The sequence below is a fragment of the Collinsella sp. wc0529 genome (assembly GCF_046116875.1).
Lineage (GTDB): Bacteria > Actinomycetota > Coriobacteriia > Coriobacteriales > Coriobacteriaceae > Collinsella.
The window spans coordinates 1536185-1551982 of the sequence record NZ_JBJXBO010000001.1 but is presented as its reverse complement, the minus strand read 5'-3'; the positions used below and the strand labels follow the sequence as shown (position 1 = coordinate 1551982).

At 55.4% G+C, this 15798-nt stretch carries 18 protein-coding genes; 9 read left to right on the top strand and 9 right to left on the bottom strand.

The window, feature by feature from the left end; all coding sequences use genetic code 11:
• Positions 1-386 precede the first annotated feature (386 nt).
• From ACKUTP_RS06590 to ACKUTP_RS06565, 6 genes are all read left to right on the top strand, one after another.
• Positions 387-1091: a CDP-alcohol phosphatidyltransferase family protein gene (locus ACKUTP_RS06590; protein ID WP_409063865.1), complete on the top strand. Its 705-nt coding sequence runs from the start codon at positions 387-389 to the stop codon at positions 1089-1091.
• A 66-nt stretch (positions 1092-1157) separates the two neighbouring features.
• Positions 1158-1592 (top strand): FHA domain-containing protein, encoded by a 435-nt coding sequence (locus tag ACKUTP_RS06585; protein WP_409063864.1) that lies wholly within the window; start codon positions 1158-1160, stop codon positions 1590-1592.
• Between the two features lie 3 nt (positions 1593-1595).
• Positions 1596-2474, top strand: coding sequence for a MerR family transcriptional regulator (locus tag ACKUTP_RS06580; protein ID WP_409063863.1), 879 nt, complete (start codon positions 1596-1598; stop codon positions 2472-2474).
• A gap of 40 nt (positions 2475-2514) precedes the next feature.
• Complete coding sequence (locus tag ACKUTP_RS06575) at positions 2515-3045, top strand: adenine phosphoribosyltransferase (protein ID WP_006235999.1); 531 nt, start codon at positions 2515-2517, stop codon at positions 3043-3045.
• A gap of 32 nt (positions 3046-3077) precedes the next feature.
• Positions 3078-4205: a coiled-coil domain-containing protein gene (locus ACKUTP_RS06570; RefSeq protein ID WP_409063862.1), complete on the top strand. Its 1128-nt coding sequence runs from the start codon at positions 3078-3080 to the stop codon at positions 4203-4205.
• A gap of 165 nt (positions 4206-4370) precedes the next feature.
• Positions 4371-5237, top strand: coding sequence for a DegV family protein (locus ACKUTP_RS06565; protein WP_409063861.1), 867 nt, complete (start codon positions 4371-4373; stop codon positions 5235-5237).
• 73 nt (positions 5238-5310) lie between these two features.
• Here the strand turns inward: ACKUTP_RS06565 and ACKUTP_RS06560 are convergent, their stop codons facing one another.
• Both ACKUTP_RS06560 and ACKUTP_RS06555 read right to left on the bottom strand, forming a co-directional pair.
• On the bottom strand, positions 5311-5922 hold the full coding sequence (locus ACKUTP_RS06560) for a DUF1836 domain-containing protein (protein ID WP_409063860.1): 612 nt from the start codon (positions 5920-5922) through the stop codon (positions 5311-5313).
• Between the two features lie 154 nt (positions 5923-6076).
• A complete protein-coding gene (locus ACKUTP_RS06555) occupies positions 6077-7015 on the bottom strand; it encodes an NAD(P)/FAD-dependent oxidoreductase (RefSeq protein ID WP_409063859.1) in 939 nt (312 codons plus the stop codon).
• 117 nt (positions 7016-7132) lie between these two features.
• Between ACKUTP_RS06555 and ACKUTP_RS06550 the strand changes: the two genes are divergently transcribed.
• Positions 7133-8434 (top strand): MGDG synthase family glycosyltransferase, encoded by a 1302-nt coding sequence (locus ACKUTP_RS06550; RefSeq protein ID WP_409063858.1) that lies wholly within the window; start codon positions 7133-7135, stop codon positions 8432-8434.
• Positions 8435-8895: 461 nt separating this feature from the next.
• Here ACKUTP_RS06550 and dut read toward each other — a convergent pair whose 3' ends face one another.
• Genes dut through ACKUTP_RS06535 form a run of 3 tightly spaced genes read right to left on the bottom strand, consistent with a single transcriptional unit; the run spans position 8896 to position 10288 of the window.
• Complete coding sequence (dut, locus tag ACKUTP_RS06545; protein WP_409063857.1) at positions 8896-9339, bottom strand: dUTP diphosphatase; 444 nt, start codon at positions 9337-9339, stop codon at positions 8896-8898.
• 4 nt (positions 9340-9343) lie between these two features.
• Complete coding sequence (nrdR, locus tag ACKUTP_RS06540; RefSeq protein ID WP_022093781.1) at positions 9344-9787, bottom strand: transcriptional regulator NrdR; 444 nt, start codon at positions 9785-9787, stop codon at positions 9344-9346.
• A 51-nt stretch (positions 9788-9838) separates the two neighbouring features.
• Positions 9839-10288, bottom strand: coding sequence for a LysM peptidoglycan-binding domain-containing protein (locus ACKUTP_RS06535; protein ID WP_409063856.1), 450 nt, complete (start codon positions 10286-10288; stop codon positions 9839-9841).
• 163 nt (positions 10289-10451) lie between these two features.
• Here ACKUTP_RS06535 and lexA point away from each other — a divergent pair, with 163 nt between their 5' ends.
• Together lexA and ACKUTP_RS06525 are read left to right on the top strand one after the other, a co-directional pair.
• Positions 10452-11096 carry a transcriptional repressor LexA gene (lexA, locus tag ACKUTP_RS06530; protein WP_040359862.1) on the top strand — a complete coding sequence of 215 codons (645 nt, stop codon included), beginning with the start codon at positions 10452-10454 and terminating at the stop codon, positions 11094-11096.
• A gap of 53 nt (positions 11097-11149) precedes the next feature.
• A complete protein-coding gene (locus ACKUTP_RS06525; RefSeq protein ID WP_409063855.1) occupies positions 11150-11800 on the top strand; it encodes a heparan-alpha-glucosaminide N-acetyltransferase in 651 nt (216 codons plus the stop codon).
• Here ACKUTP_RS06525 and hflX read toward each other — a convergent pair.
• Genes hflX through ACKUTP_RS06505 form a run of 4 tightly spaced genes read right to left on the bottom strand, consistent with a single transcriptional unit; the run spans position 11785 to position 15751 of the window.
• Entirely contained in the window at positions 11785-13074 is a 1290-nt protein-coding gene (hflX, locus tag ACKUTP_RS06520; protein WP_409063854.1) for a GTPase HflX, read from the bottom strand. The genes ACKUTP_RS06525 and hflX overlap by 16 nt on opposite strands.
• On the bottom strand, positions 13074-14012 hold the full coding sequence (gene miaA / locus ACKUTP_RS06515; RefSeq protein WP_409063853.1) for a tRNA (adenosine(37)-N6)-dimethylallyltransferase MiaA: 939 nt from the start codon (positions 14010-14012) through the stop codon (positions 13074-13076). The genes hflX and miaA overlap by 1 nt, the downstream gene beginning before the upstream one ends.
• A complete protein-coding gene (miaB, locus tag ACKUTP_RS06510) occupies positions 14012-15382 on the bottom strand; it encodes a tRNA (N6-isopentenyl adenosine(37)-C2)-methylthiotransferase MiaB (RefSeq protein WP_195363356.1) in 1371 nt (456 codons plus the stop codon). Before miaB ends, miaA begins: the two co-directional genes overlap by 1 nt.
• A gap of 51 nt (positions 15383-15433) precedes the next feature.
• Positions 15434-15751: a stage V sporulation protein S gene (locus ACKUTP_RS06505; RefSeq protein WP_006235982.1), complete on the bottom strand. Its 318-nt coding sequence runs from the start codon at positions 15749-15751 to the stop codon at positions 15434-15436.
• Positions 15752-15798 lie beyond the last annotated feature (47 nt).

Here is a 15798-nt window from a genome sequence, read left to right as displayed (position 1 = left end):
GCTTATCCTTTCTCTTCCGGGCGCGCGGGCCGAGTCGCCGTGCCCGCGCGCCTTACCTTTCGGGTTCACCATCCATGATGGGGCGCGTTTCTAACGAAGCCGTAACGGCCGTTGGGCTCTTTTGGCGCCAGCCCTTCTCGACCCGTACGCATTTGCTTAAAGCAACAACTTTCCCGATCGATGTAATCACCGAATCAAAACGTGTACACCAGCCACCAAAGATGCCGAAAAATGTCGCTTTTGGAGGCTGATGTACACAAATGCAGAATCCAGCGCAGCCCAGAGGCGCCCTCCACATGTCTGGACTCTCTATGGCTGCGCTGGATAGACATCGCCGGAACGGGTATAGTATCGAAAGTTTTGTCGTTAACCAGCGGGGGAGTCCTGTGGGCATCAAAAAGAAGATCAAAAAGGAGCTTATCGGCACTTCCGATTACCCGTCGAATAAGATCTTTACGATCTCCAATTTCATCACCTTTACGCGCCTGATCCTCACCCTGGTATTTCTGTACCTGTTTGTGACGGATAACAACCGCGTCATCGCCATCGTTATCTACGCCGTTGCCGCCTCCACCGACTGGATGGACGGCCAGATCGCCCGCATGACTAAGACGGTCTCATGGCTCGGCAAGGTCATGGATCCCATTTGCGACCGCGCGCTGCTGTTCACCGGCGTCTTGGGACTGGTGGTTCGCGGAGAGCTGCCCATCTGGGTCTGCGTACTCATCATTGGCCGCGACATCTATCTGGGCATCGGCACGCTTATCGTGCGCCATTATCACCGTCGCCCCATCGATGTCGTCTTCCCCGGAAAGATTGCCACAGCGCTGCTCATGACTGGTTTCTCGCTCATGCTGCTCGGTTTCCCCGTTATTGACGGCCTACATCTTTTACCTTCAATCCTCACGGCCTTCCCGGGCCTCAACGGAAGCTCGGTGCCCCTCGGCATCTTCTTTGTGTACGGCGGCGTGATCTTCTCCATGCTCACCGCTGTCATCTACTCCATTAAGGGCGGAGCGGCCATTAAACAGGCTCTCACGCATCCCGAGGACGAGGACATCGACTTTCTGAACCCCGAAATCGAAGACTGATTCGTTGGGGTATGATTACGTACGGTTCATTATTTGCGGCACGTCCGCGATAAGTTAGGGGTTGTCATGGACAACATGGTTAACAATATGCCTCAGAATGATAAGACTGCTGAAGCTACCTGCGTATTCCGCGTGCCTTCAAGCGACGTCACCGTTCCCGACCTCATGGCCAACGTGCGCATCACCGCCCCCGTTCTGTCCATCGTCAAGGGTCCGCAGACCGGTGCCGCCTTTGAGCTCGAGGACGATGTGACCACCATCGGCCGCGATCCTGCAAACGGCATCTTCCTCAATGACATGACTGTTTCGCGCAGCCACGCGCGCATTATTCGCGAGGGCCTCGGCGCTCGCATCGAAGACTTGGGCTCGCTCAATGGCACCTGGGTCGACGGTGCCATCGTCAATGCAGCCCCGTTGCACGATGGTTCATCCGTACAGATCGGTACGTTTACGCTCATCTACCACGAGAGCACGCCGGAGCGCATCGAAACCGGTGAGTAGGGCATGGCCGAACGCAACTATCTGAGTATCGGCCAAGTCGTCAACCTACTTCGAGGCGCATACCCCGATCTTTCGAACTCAAAAATTAGATTTCTAGAGGATGAGGGGCTCATTACCCCTCATCGTACGCCCAAGGGATACCGTCAGTACTCTAAGGAGGACGTTGATCGCCTGGAGGTCATCCTGCACTTGCAGAAGACCCGCTACATGCCGCTCAACGTGATTAAGCAGCGCTTGGAAAACGCCACGGACCTGTCAACGCTCGCCTACGAGGTGGGCTTGCTATCCGATGTTCCGCTCAAGACGGAGCCCAAGGAGACTAAGCAAAAGCTGCATCCCATCGAGACCATTCCCGATATGTTGGGCGTCGAGATTTCATTTATCCGCTCGCTCGCCGAGAACGACCTCATTCGCATCATCAAGAGTCCGCAGAATCGTGAGCTTGTCGATGGTCGCGATTTTCCGATCATCCGCTACTGCTCCGAGCTGTCACGCTTCCATATCGAGCCGCGCAACCTGCGTCAGTACGTGTCTTCCGCCAACCGCGAGTCCTCGATGTTTGAGCAGGTGCTCGTGAGCATGCTCGGAATGGATACCTCCGATGACGAGCGCGACGCCAAGCTCGAGCGTGCGTTTAAGAAGCTACACGACCTGACGGAAGGTGTGCACACCGCGCTGCTCAAGAACCGCGTTTTTGAGTCGCTCAACGCCGTGGTCGAGGACGCCGACATCGATGCACTCGATGAGGAAATCACTCGCTCCGAGTCCACCAAGGCCAAAAATGAAGAGACAGCCGCGCCGGCTTCGCACGAGGATTCTCTCGTAAAGCCGCTCAAGGTCGTCGCCCCTTTGCAATCCGGCACCGCCACCGCGGGCAAATAACCGCTGCTGAAATTTCGGGAACCCATTGAAAGGTCATGCAATGTACGACTTCGAATCTCAAATCGTCGACATCCCCGACTATCCCGAGCCCGGAGTCATCTTTAAAGACATCACGCCGCTCTTTGGCAATCCCGAGGCGCTCAAAGCCATGACCGATGCCCTCGCCGAGCACTTTGCCGGCATGGGAATCACCAAGGTCGTGGGTCCCGAGGCTCGCGGCTTTATGGTTGGCGTACCGGTGGCTGTAGCCCTTGGCGCCGGCTTTGTTCCCGCACGTAAACCGGGCAAGCTGCCGCGCGAGACCGTAAGCCAGAGCTACGAGCTCGAGTATGGAACGGATTCTATCGAGATCCATGCCGATGCTATCAGCTCTAAAGATACCGTGTTGATTCTGGACGACTTGGTAGCGACGGGCGGAACCGTCGAGGCAACAGGTAAACTGGTGCGAGATATGGGCGCAAAGCTTGTGGGCTACGGTTGTATCCTTGAGCTTGCGTTTCTCAACCCGCGCGAGAAGCTCACGCCGTCTGATGACGATGTGGAGCTCTTTAGCCTGGTGACGGTGGACTAGCCGCTACCCTTAGATACCGGAAAGGAAGCTACATGCGCACAGCAAACACGCACAGAAACATGGCACGCTGCGCTGCTACGGCAACCCTCGCTTGTGTTTTGGGCCTGGGCCTCGTGGCTCCGGCCTACGCCGATACTGCATCCGACCTTGCCGCTGCTCGTACGAAGCTCGAGCAGATCGGTACCCAAACCCAGCAGATTTACGATGAGCTCGCCACGCAGACGCAGGCGCTCGATCAGACTGCCGGCGAGATCACGCAAAAGCAGCAGGAGATCGCGGATGGTCAGGCTAAGCTCTCGACCTATGTCGCCGGCGAGTACAAGACCGGTGGCCTGAGCCTACTTCAGGTTCTGACGGGCGTCGACGACCTGAGCGATATGCTCAACCGTCTGTTCTACTACGGCAAAGTTTCCGATAAGCAGGCTCAGACCATTCAAGAGGTCAAAGAGCTTAAGCAGCAGCTCACCGATAAGCAGGCCGAGCAGGAGAAGAACGTCGCCAACACGCAAAAGAAGGTCGACGAGCTTAACGCCCAGCAGGCTGAAGCCCAGAACGTCGTAAACTCCCTGGATTCGCAGCTGCAGGCCGAGCTTGCCGCAGAGGCCGAGGCCAACGCCGCGCTGCAGGCCGGCATCAACGCCAGCACCGCCGAGAAGGCCACGGTGAGCAACGAGACCGCCGGTACGACCGAGAACACCAACAACGGTGGCCAGACCAGCAATAACAACAACCAGGGCGGCAACACTCCGGCTCCTACGCCGGCACCTGCTCCGACGCCGCAGCCCGTGACGCCCGCTCCGGCTCCGACGCCTTCCGCTCCGAGCCAGTCCGTCGATGGCGGTTCTGTTGTCTCGCGTGCATACAGCAAGCTTGGTTGCGCTTATTCCTGGGGCGGAATTGGCCCTAACAGCTTCGACTGCTCTGGTTTTGTTAGCTATTGCCTCACTGGTCGCTATTGCCGCCTCGGCACCACGGGTACCTTTATGGGCTGGACGCGCGTGTCCGATCCGCAGCCCGGTGACGTTGTGGTCAACTCGTACCACACCGGCATTTACATCGGTGGCGGTCAGATGATTCATGCTTCTGACTACAACACGGGTGTTATCATCAGCTCCGTTGCCGCCGGCATGAACAACAACTATATCTTCGTTCGCTACTAAGTATTCAAATAAAGCAAACGGATATGGACCTCGTGGCTTTTGAGTCATGGGGTCCATTCTTTTGCCTTTCGTGCAGGCCGCTATCTAGTTTTGAATACTAGATAGCGGCCCAATCGGTCTGCAAGATGGCTATAATTGTTAGGGAACAATTAGAAAGGACCCTCTATGAGCTGGGCACTTATCTCCGATTCAAGCTGCAACCTCCGCGATTGGCAACCGACCGCGCCCCATACCACCTTTGCATTTGCGCCCCTCAAAATTCGAGTGGGGGAGCGTGAATTCGTCGATGATCTTTCGCTCGATGTTCATGAACTCAACTGCGCTGTTCAGGCGGAGACGAACGCTTCTTCGAGCGCTTGTCCCAGCGTAGGGGAGTGGGCCGAGCTCTTCAAATTGGCAGACAAGACCATCTGCATGCCGATCTCTGAGGGTGTGTCGGGCAGCTACAACGCGGCAGCCACGGCTCGCGATATGGTTCTTGCCGAGGAGCGCGACCGACAGATTCATCTAGTCAATTCACGCGCAGCTGGCGGCAAAATGGACCTCATTTTCTTGCTGTTCGACCGCTATCTTGCAAGCAATCCGAATGTCTCATTCGAGGATGCTTGCGCATACTTCGATAGCCTTGAACAGAAAAGCAAAATCCTCTTCAGTTTGTGCAATTACGAAAACCTCGCCAAAGCCGGACGTATCCCTAAGGCAGCTGGCGTCATTGCCAACAAGCTCAATATCCGCATTTTGGGCACGGCGAGTGAGGCCGGTAAAATCGAACTCGTCGGGCACACGCGTGGCGAAAAGAAGATGCTCAACAAGATCATCGACACTATGGAAGCCGAGGGCTTTACGGGCGGTGAGGTCGTCATCGACCATGTGGAGAACGCATCGAGCGCCCAGGCGTTGGCCGATCGCATTATTGAGCATTGGCCCGGCTCCAAGACCATCATCATGCCCTGCAACGGCCTGGATTCCTATTACGCCGAGATGCACGGCCTCATCATCGGCTACGGCATGGGCGTAGCTTCGGGCAAATAGAGTCCAACCAAGCAAAAAAACGGGCGGGACAAAGCGACAGATGGCTCTTTGTCCCGCCCGTTTTATACGTCAGCTAGCTATTAAACCCGTTGAACTTAAGATAGCTCATCAGGTACGCCTTCGAAACAAAGGATGAAACCGCGCTGCGCACAAGCAGCGACTCACGCGTTACCTGATGCGCCGTATCGGGAACCGGCGTCCGCTCGACAGAAAACGCCGAACGAATCGATGCCTCGAGCTGATCGACCACATAATCGAAGGCCGTCGGGGCATCGTAGCTCAAACGCTGAATGTTAAAGAGTGCCTGCACCGCGGCAATAGGTAGCACCTGCTTAAAGATGCAGATAGCAATCAGGCGGGCAATCTGCTCGCGGCCATATTGCTTTTTGACCGGAGCAGGCACCAGGCCGACCTTCACGTAGTTATTGATCATCGATGGCGTAATGACAGGCTGCTCAACGCAAAGGGACAGCGGCTCCATCCACAGCGCAACATACTCAATGACCTGGTCACGGTAGAGCGTCACATTGGGCAACTGGTCATAGCGCGGCAGACTCAACGTATTGAGTTTGCGTACGATATCGGATTGAATAAATGCATCGGGCAACACAGTAGGCTGAATATCCTCAGGCTTAATGCTGACCGACGAATCAGACATCGGAATAACGTGTTTAACGTGGTTCATAAAGGTCCTCCGTTCATTTTCTATATTGTATTCTACGTTATCTAGTTTTGCATACTATATACCCGGCAAGTAAAAGTGGTTGGACAGCACATTGATGCACCGTCCAACCACTTTGTTAAAAGATAACAACCTTACATAAGATATATTATCGTACTTATCCACGAAGAAATGCGTATGCGCTGGTTGCCGCTATGGCTCCATCAGAAACGGCGGTCACAACCTGGCGTAAACGCTTGGAACGGATATCGCCAGCGGCAAATAGACCTGGCGTGCGGGTCGCCATAGATTCATCAGTTAGAATGCCGCCATCAAGCGCCAAATCGACGAGATGCTCAACAAGCTCGGTATGGGGTTGCGTACCGGCAAAGACAAAAATGCCAAACGAGCCAGGCTCAAATGACTCGGTATGAATTTCCCCGGATGCATTGTCCTTAAAGGCGATCGTCGTTGGCATCGCTTCACCCGAGAGCTCCACAATACTAGTTTGGTACCTAACTGTAATATTGTCTTTTGCGAGTACTTTCTGAACAACACCATCAGGCGCACGAAACTGGTCGCGGCGCAGCACGATGGTCACGCTGTCGGCAATGTCTGACAGGAACAGAGCCTCTTCGCATGCCGAATTGCCACCACCGATTACAAAGACCTGTTTGCCGCGGAAGAACATGCCGTCACATGTTGCGCAATATGAAACGCCACGACCGCGATAGGTATCCTCGCCAGCGAAACCTGCCGGACGCGGCGTGGAACCCATGCAAGCGATAACACTCGAGGCCAGCGTATCGCCCATATCGTGATGCACCGTAAACAGCGCTGTATCGGCATCGTAATCGATACCCGTAACCATGCTCCATGTAACCTGTGCTCCCAGGCCCTCTGCATGTTGTTGAAAACGCTCGCCGAGTTCGGCGCCACTCAAGAGCGGAATGCCCGGATAGTTCTCGACCTCATTGGTTGTGGCGATCTGTCCTCCCGACATGCCCTGTTCAATCACAGTCGTCGTGAGGTTGGCACGCGCCGCATAAATGGCGGCAGAATAGCCCGCGGGGCCTCCACCGATAATCGCAACATCAATCGGCTGATCGGTAGTCATGGAATATCCTCTCGTCGATACATTGACGTTCTTTGCGCTCATACCCAAATTTACGTGAACATGACACTCATGCACTACAATGATAAATCGCGTAACAAAGCTGAAGGGGAGTTATCGATGGATCAAACGCAGATGAGCAATAGCGCTCCCCTGCCCATGCAAGCCACTCCCCAACCGGAGCAAATGACCGTTTCACCTGCACAAAAACCCCTAGTAACCATTGTGCACGCATCGGTTGGATCGGGCCACAAAGCCGCCGCCAACGCGATTGCACAAGCATTTGACCTTATCCACGGCACCAAGGGAATCCCTGAGGATATTGAGATCGAAGTCCTAGATATCCTCGATTTTGGACGCATTAAGTTCGATGGTAATAAAACAGCAGCGTCGTTTACCGGCGCCACGCGTCCAATTTACGACCTGACCTGGCGATATACGCTTACGGGACATCTTCTCTGGGGTGGCGGCACGGCATGGTCGCGAATTATGTTCCCCGCCTTCAACGAATACGTCCGCACCCGCAGACCCATAGCCGTGGTTGCAACACACATCACGGCGGCCAACGTCGCTGTGGGCGCCCGCGTCATCACGGGTATCGATTACCCGGTCATCTGCGTGCCGACCGATTACGAAGTCGAAGGCTTTTGGCCCCACAAGGACACCGACCTATTCTGTGTAGCCAACGAGTTTATGGCCGAAACGCTGCGCCCGCGCAAGGTTCCCGAGTCAAAGATCCGCATAACGGGCATCCCCATCCGAGCCGGTTTCGATTCAGATTACAAACGCGAAGATGAGCTCAGCAAGTTCAATCTCCCCATAGACAAAACCGTCGTATTGGTGATGGCCGGCGCCAGTTTGCCCCAACCATACGTGCGTTTCCGCGCCGCGATGGACCACACGCTCCCCTTCTTACGCAGCTTTGAGGACATGCACTTTGTCTTTTTACCGGGCAAGGATGAGGAATACGCCACCCGACTCAAGACGCTCTTCGACGCCATGAAGCTCGATAACGTCACGGTTCTGGACTACGTGGACGACATGGCAGCCCTCATGCACGGCTGCGACCTGGCAATCCTCAAGTCGGGCGGGCTCACCGTCACCGAGTGCCTGTGCGCGCATCTGCCGATGATCCTGCTGGGCAAATCATACGGTCAGGAAAAGGCCAACACCACGATGCTCACCGGCATGGGCGCCAGCATGCATGTCACCACCGCACGAGAACTCATCGTAACCCTACGTCACTTGCACGACCATCCCGAATCACTCAAAGCCCTACTCATCAACGGCGAAGTACTACGCCGCCCCCACGCAGCCGAAGACATCGCCATCGCGACCATGGAACTCGTAGGCAAACCCCAAAAGCGCAAACGAGCCTTCTGCCGCTTCTACTGGGGCGGAAAACCCGCGCATATCCGCTAGCGTCTTAAAGTCCGCTGTGGTGCAGGCCGCCCACACATATCATTCCATGCTCAAACATTCTCGCTTCGCTTCGCTCGCTGCGAAACTGCGCGTGGAACGATATGTGTGGGCGGCCTGCACCACAGCTACATGTACATACCAGCAGATATACCGGTTACCCAAGTAAAGCAGCGAAGGTGAACTCAAATACAAGTAATACAAGTAACCCGATGCGACAAAGGGATTGACTCTTTGTCGCATCGGGTGACTAGTTGAATACAGCTTTTAGATACAGCAAACGTTTTTGATTGGGAGCCATGAATGGTTGCGAGCACGTAGGCATAGCTCGCCCCTTGGGGCCCCTATATATCGTCCCGCGCGCAGTTTCGCAGCGAAGCGAGAATGTTTGAGCACGGGATGATATATAGGGGCCTCCAAGGGGCGAGCGAACATTGCGATGCTCCGTTCAGAAAAGTAAAGAGCTAGGCAACGCCGCTAGAACCGAAACCGCCGGCTCCTCGGTCGGTTTCGTCTAGTTCTTCTACTTCTACGAGGTTGACCGTGGGGACTTCTTGGATGACGAGTTGGGCTATGCGGTCGCCTTTGTTGATTTGGATGTTGTTGGAGGGATCCAGGTTGATGAGGATAACCTTGAGTTCTCCTCGGTAGTGGGCGTCGATGAGGCCCGGCGTGTTGACTATAGACAGGCCCTGCTTAATGGCCAAGCCGCTGCGGGGCTGGACAAAGCCGGCGTAGCCGTCGGGCAGGGCGATGGCCAACCCAGTAGAGACCAGACGGCGTTCGAAGGGTTTCAGAACGCAGTCCTCGTTGGAGCGCAGATCCAAGCCGGCATCGGTGGGATGGGCGTATTTGGGAAGCTCGACGGTGGGGTCGAGACGCTTTATGTTGACGGTAATGTTGGACATGGAATCACCTTAGCTTGTCGAGCTCTTGCAGAAACTCATCGACGTCTTTGAAATCGCGGTAGACCGAGGCAAAGCGGATGTACGCCACCTTGTCGATCTTGGCCAAGCGCTTGAGCACCATGTCACCTAACTCATGGGACGTGACGGCCGTCAGTGTGCGAGAGCGCAGCTCGACCTCGATGTCATCGATAATCTCATTAAGCTTCTTAGTGTCGATATCACGCTTGATGGTGGCGCGCATCAAGCCGACGAGCAGCTTATTGCGATCGAACCGCTGCTTGGTTCCGTCTGACTTAATGACCTCGATTGGGTCTTCGCATCGCTCAAACGTTGTAAAGCGATAGTTACACGAACAACATTCGCGACGGCGCTTAATGGTGTTATTTGACTCCTGCATACGGGAATCAACGACGCGGGTATGTGCCTTGCCGCATTTGGGACAGCGCATGGTACCTCCTCTTAAACGATAACAAGGGTACCATGCGCAGCGCGATAATGATTACGAACGAGCAGGAACCTTAAGATGCGCACCGGCGGCGAGCGAACCATGCTCCAGATGATTGACGTTACGGATCATGTCGGAAGTCTCTTGCGTGGAAAGGCCTTCGATTGGATATTCCTCGGCAAGCGACCAAAGAGAATCGCCAGGCCGAACGCGAATGGTCTCGTAGGTAACGTTGGAAACGGACTCGGCATACGCGGCGTGACGAGCGCTAAAGACCGACATAGCGAGGACAAAGAAGAGCGTAAGCGCAACGGCAACGGCGACAATCGTCGGAACCTTCAGGGCAACGCGAGCCGGCGCGACTACAGCCTGCTGATTGCGAGCAGGCTTTACGGTCAAAGGCTGAAAGCCGGAGCGGCCACCCTGAACAACCGTAAAAGTGGGTTCTGCAGGCGTCTCAATCTTAAGGGCGAGGTTTCCCTGGACCATATTCGTTGCGTTCATCATGTTCTCCTCTCGCGTGTTTTGCTGAGAACAGTTTTATCAAGCCGCGCGGACAAAAATGTCTAGCGCGAGAACGAATGTTCGGTTATTATTATCTTCGAACAGTTGTTCCTGTCAAGCAAAATTCGAACATTTGTTTGACATGGGTAGAGAGGATGCCCTGATGGCTCGCAAAATTACCAAGCGTCAGCAGCAAATTTACGACTTCATCAAGGAATATCAGCAGGAGAAGGGTTATCCGCCCAGCGTGCGCGAGATGGCTTCTGCCGTGGGCCTTTCCTCCCCCAGCACCGTGCACGCCCATCTATCTGCCCTGGAGGCGCGCGGGCTACTCAAGCGCGATGCCACCAAACCGCGCGCTCTGGAACTCTTTAACGAGGACGGTTCCTCTGTCTCAATTTCTAAATCTGACGAGCCCACCGCACCTCGCGGAACGGTCTCACTACCGCTCGTTGGTCGCGTCGCGGCTGGGATCCCCATTCTTGCCGAACAGAATATCGAGGACACCTTTACTATCCCGACTGAAATCGCCACTGATCAGGGTTCCTTTATCCTTGAGGTGCATGGGAGCTCAATGATCAATGTCGGTATCTTCAATGGCGATTACATCATCGTCCGTGAACAAAAGAGTGCCATGAACGGCGAAATTGTCGTGGCCATGATTGATGGTTCAGCGACCGTCAAGACATTCTACAAGGAGCAGGGACGCGTACGCCTGCAGCCAGAGAATGACACCATGGAGCCTATCTATGCAACGAATCCCGTTATCTTGGGCAAAGTCGTCGGCTTGATGCGCCGGTTCTCGTAATGCAAAAACGCATCACCATCTTTGATACCGTCCGCGGGTTTACGATGATTTAAATGGCAGGTTTTCACGCTTGCTACGATCTCGCCTACCTGTACGACTGGGATATGCCCTGGTTTACCCAGACCGTCTTTCAAGACATCTGGCGCGCCAGCATCAGCTGGGTATTTTTGTTTATCGCGGGTTGGATGTGCACGCTCTCACGCAACAATGCCAAACGAGCGGCCAAGTACGCTGCCGCAGCTTTGGTCGTCTGGATCGCAACAACGCTCATATCTGTCGACGATTCAGTGAACTTTGGCATCATCTACTGCATGGCCGCATGTACCGGCATCGTGGCGTTGACCGATCCCGTCCTTAAGAAGATATCGGCGAGATGGGGCATGTCCCTATGCCTTGTGTTGTTTGCCCTCACCTGGAGCATCCCCAAAACGATCTACCCTATCCCCTACCTGGCGTGGCTGGGATTTCCGAGCCCTGGGTTTGTCTCAGGTGATTACTACCCCATCATCCCGTTTTTCTTTATGTATCTTGCAGGATACTTCGCCGCACACATAGCGCAGGGAATCGATAAGACCGTCCCAAGCTGGGCCTACGCCAATCCCATCCCGGCGCTCGCCAGCCTTGGACGTCATGCACTCCCCTTTTATCTGCTGCATCAGCCCATCATACTGGGCATTTTGGAGCTCGCCTACTCGGTGCGATAACGCTCGAGCCGAGGTGCAATACGAGCAGGCAGTTTCGCCACAATACGAACGCCGCCCTCAAGATATTCCTCGTGCAAAAGGGTTCCCTGTTCATGCACCAGCGTGATAAGGGCGCCCTCGCGATACGGGATATCAGCGGAGAGCAACACATCGGTGGCAGCCGCCTCACGAGCAATACGGTCGACGAGATCGACGAGTCCCTCGCCCGTCTGGGCCGAGAACAGCACGGCCTCGGGATAGCGACGACGGAAGCTCAGGCGATCAACGCTATCGAGAAGATCGATTTTATTGAATACGGTCAGCGTTAAACGCTCTCCAGCGCCGATCTCATCAAGAACGCGGTCGACAGCCTCAAGCTGCCGCTCATAGTCCTCGTCAGACGCATCTACGACTTTGAGAATTAGATCGGCACCCAACACCTCGGACAGCGTCGATTTAAAGGCATCGACCAGACCATGCGGCAGCTTTTGAATAAAGCCGACGGTATCAGTAATCGTCATGCCGCGACCGCCGGGCAGGCGATACGAACGCGTCGTCGGGTCGAGCGTAGCAAACAGCTTGTCCTGCGAAAGTACCGTAGAGCCCGTCAGGCGATTGAGCAACGTCGATTTACCGGCATTGGTATAACCGGCTAACGCGACGCGAAACGCCGGTGACTCAATGCGGCTCTTGGACTGGACATCGCGACGCTGTTCAACCTGCTTGAGCTCACGACGAAGCGCGGCAATCTTATTGCGAATCAAGCGACGGTCAACCTCGAGCTGGCTTTCACCCTGGCCAAAGCGCGAACCGATGCCGCCACGCGTCTGCTCCTTGGCGAGGTGGCTCCACATGCCACGCAGACGAGGCAACAGATATTGAAGCTGTGCCAGCTGTACCTGTAGGCGTCCCTCACGCGTCTGAGCATGAAGGCCAAAGATATCCAAGATCAGTGCCGTACGATCGATAATCTTTACCGGCTCGCCCACGGCTTTCTCCAAATAGGATTGCTGCGAGGGCGTCAGGTCGTCGTCAAAAATAACGACATCGGCATCCATACGATGCACCAGGCCGCACAGCTCTTCAACCTTACCGGAACCGATAAACGATTTTGGATACGGCTTAACCAGACGCTGTGACAAACGCGCCACACACTGGGCGCCAGCCGTATGGGCTAGGCGCTCAAGCTCGTCAAGCGAACGATCAAGCGGCCACGCATTGTCGCGCCACTCAACACCAACTAATATGGCACGCTCGGGCTCGGGTGCCGTGGGAACAAGGGGAAAACGGGCCATTAGGCAGCCTCAATACGATGCAGGATGTCCTCAACGACCTCATCGATCGTAAACTCGTCCATATCGAACCACACGACGCGGTCATCGCGTTTAAACCACGAAAGCTGACGTTTGGCATAGCGACGCGAACGCATCTTAATGAGTTCGCGAGCCTCATCCATAGAAATCACGCCATTGAAAGCATCAATGATCTCTTTATAACCAATTGCCTGCATCGACGTCAGGGCATCTCCCAGCCCCTGGTCCATAAGACCGCGGACCTCATCGACAAGACCCTGCTCAAACATCAGATCGACACGCAGGTTAATGCGCTCGTAGAGAACCTCGCGATTACGCGTCAGACCAAACCATAGAGCATGATAATGCTCGCGCGGAACACTAAACTGCGACTTTTGCTGCGCGTAGGACACACCATCATCGTGCATTTCGAGCGCCCGAATCACGCGACGAACATTATGGGGGTGGATGACCGCAGCGGACTCGGGGTCACGCTCGGCAAGCAGCGCGTGCAGCGCTTCCTCGCCTATGCGCTCGGCAAGTTCCTGATACCCCGCGCGACGATCGTCCTCAAGCTCGCCCGAGGGAAAATCCATCTCATCCAGGGCGGCCTTGAGATACAGCCCCGTACCTCCGCAAAAAACCGGCAGGCAACCCGAACCAAGGAGACGTTCAATATGCGCGCGAGCGTCAGCCTGATAAAGCGCAGCAGAATATGCCACACCCGGCTCTACAATGTCGACGAGACGCAGCGGCGCCGTACACTCATCGGGCGCCATCTTTGCGGTACCGATGTCCATGCCGCGATAGATTTGCATCGCATCGCACGACAGCACTTCGGACGAAAGACGAGCTGCCAAACGGTCGGCAACATCACTCTTACCAACCGCCGTCGGACCGACGATCGCAACGGCGGAAAGACCTGCCCTGGGAGAAACCATTAGCGCGGCTCGCCCACAACGGAGCCAGACAAATACCAGGTCTTGGCAACGTCAACGTCCACATCAACGATCTTGCCAACAAGCTGATCGATGCTGTAACCCTCGGGGATAGGCGCATGCACGGTCTGATTCTTGGGACTCTTGCCCAGCAGGACCGCATCGTTCTTCTTGCTCGTGCCCTCAATGAGCGCCGGCACCACAGTATGAAGCTCACCCTGGTTATACTCATGTGCCGTGGTCTCGATAACCTTAACCAGGCGGTTGAAACGCCCGAGAATAACCTCATGCGGCGTAGGATCGTCAATCTCTGCGGCCGGGGTACCGGCGCGCTTGGAATAGATGAAGGTATAGGCCTGGGCATAGCGGACCGTCTCGGCAAGTGAAAGCGTCTGCTCAAAGTCTTCTTCAGTCTCGCCCGGGAAGCCAACGATAATGTCGGTCGAGAGCGCGATATCGGGCATACGGTTGCGAATGCGATCGACCAGGCCCAGATAGTCCTCGCGTGTATAACGGCGATTCATCTCTTTGAGGATCCGCGTCGAACCTGACTGGACGGCCAGGTGCAGCTGCGGCATAACAGCAGGCGTCTCGGCCATGGCGTCGATGGTCTCGGGCAGCAGATCCTTGGGATGCGAAGACGTAAAGAAGATGCGCTCCACACCCGTATCGCCCACGGCACGCAGCAGATCGGCAAAACGCGGCTTGCCAAACAGATCGCGACCATATGAGTTAACGTTTTGGCCTAGCAGCGTAATCTCACGCACGCCCTGGCGCACCAAACCAGTCACCTCGTCGACAATCTCCTCGAAGGGGCGGCTCTTTTCGCGACCGCGCACGTACGGCACGATGCAATAGGTGCAGAAATTATTGCAGCCCGTCATGATGGGCACCCAAGCGTGATACTGGGTCTCTCGATGCCACGGCATGCTCATGGCATCCGTATCCTCATGCTCATTGGTGCGGATATGACGCTTGCCGTCAAGGAACGCCTCGGCAATGAGCTCGGCCACATGTGCGATAGAATGCGTGCCAAAGATGACATTGACGTTATCGACGTTGGTGAGCAGTCCCTCGCCATCACGCTGCGCGATGCAGCCGCCCACGGCAACCACACGCTTGCCCGAAGGCGAAGGCGGCAGGCTTTTGCAGGAATTGCACTGACCGTACAGGCGAGTATCGGCGGCCTCGCGCACGCAGCATGTCATGAAGACAACAATATCGGCATGCTCGGGATCGAGCGCCATAAGGCAACCATACGAATCGAGCAGACCGCTCACGCGCTCAGAGTCGTGCTGATTCATCTGGCAGCCAAAGGTGCGGATAAAGTAGGTTTTACCGGCAAGAATATCGCGTACGGAACGCTGGTCCATGTGCATAAGTCCTAACGATGGAGGGGGGGGGCGAATCGAGGCAAGCAGAAGCTATGCCACAGGCTTAACATCATCCATGACGACGTTATCCATAGCAGCTCGATTGATCTGGTGAACATAGATAGAAAGGCGGATGGCCGTGCGCGACTCCCCGTTAATGAGGATGTCGGAGAACACAGGCGCGCAGGAAATATCAAAACCGGTTGGAATCAAAAAACCGCGCGCGATAGCCACGGCCTTAATGGCCTGGTTGACAGCACCGGCACCGACGCACTGGATGTTGACGGGTACACCATCCTTGACCATGCCGGCGATGGCGCCGGCAACGGACGCGGGCGATGATTTGCTTGATACCTTCAGGCAATCCATGAAGAAACTCCTGCGTTTAAAAGTACGTTTTAACTGCAATAACTTTA

Coding starts and splice junctions, on each gene's coding strand:
- ACKUTP_RS06585 (WP_409063864.1), top strand. CDS start 1,158: ATGGACAACATGGTTAACAATATGCCTCAGAATGATAAGACTGCTGAA.
- ACKUTP_RS06580 (WP_409063863.1), top strand. CDS start 1,596: ATGGCCGAACGCAACTATCTGAGTATCGGCCAAGTCGTCAACCTACTT.
- ACKUTP_RS06575 (WP_006235999.1), top strand. CDS start 2,515: ATGTACGACTTCGAATCTCAAATCGTCGACATCCCCGACTATCCCGAG.
- ACKUTP_RS06570 (WP_409063862.1), top strand. CDS start 3,078: ATGCGCACAGCAAACACGCACAGAAACATGGCACGCTGCGCTGCTACG.
- ACKUTP_RS06565 (WP_409063861.1), top strand. CDS start 4,371: ATGAGCTGGGCACTTATCTCCGATTCAAGCTGCAACCTCCGCGATTGG.
- ACKUTP_RS06560 (WP_409063860.1), bottom strand. CDS start 5,922: ATGAACCACGTTAAACACGTTATTCCGATGTCTGATTCGTCGGTCAGC.
- ACKUTP_RS06555 (WP_409063859.1), bottom strand. CDS start 7,015: ATGACTACCGATCAGCCGATTGATGTTGCGATTATCGGTGGAGGCCCC.
- ACKUTP_RS06550 (WP_409063858.1), top strand. CDS start 7,133: ATGGATCAAACGCAGATGAGCAATAGCGCTCCCCTGCCCATGCAAGCC.
- dut (WP_409063857.1), bottom strand. CDS start 9,339: ATGTCCAACATTACCGTCAACATAAAGCGTCTCGACCCCACCGTCGAG.
- nrdR (WP_022093781.1), bottom strand. CDS start 9,787: ATGCGCTGTCCCAAATGCGGCAAGGCACATACCCGCGTCGTTGATTCC.
- ACKUTP_RS06535 (WP_409063856.1), bottom strand. CDS start 10,288: ATGAACGCAACGAATATGGTCCAGGGAAACCTCGCCCTTAAGATTGAG.
- lexA (WP_040359862.1), top strand. CDS start 10,452: ATGGCTCGCAAAATTACCAAGCGTCAGCAGCAAATTTACGACTTCATC.
- ACKUTP_RS06525 (WP_409063855.1), top strand. CDS start 11,150: ATGGCAGGTTTTCACGCTTGCTACGATCTCGCCTACCTGTACGACTGG.
- hflX (WP_409063854.1), bottom strand. CDS start 13,074: ATGGCCCGTTTTCCCCTTGTTCCCACGGCACCCGAGCCCGAGCGTGCC.
- miaA (WP_409063853.1), bottom strand. CDS start 14,012: ATGGTTTCTCCCAGGGCAGGTCTTTCCGCCGTTGCGATCGTCGGTCCG.
- miaB (WP_195363356.1), bottom strand. CDS start 15,382: ATGGACCAGCGTTCCGTACGCGATATTCTTGCCGGTAAAACCTACTTT.
- ACKUTP_RS06505 (WP_006235982.1), bottom strand. CDS start 15,751: ATGGATTGCCTGAAGGTATCAAGCAAATCATCGCCCGCGTCCGTTGCC.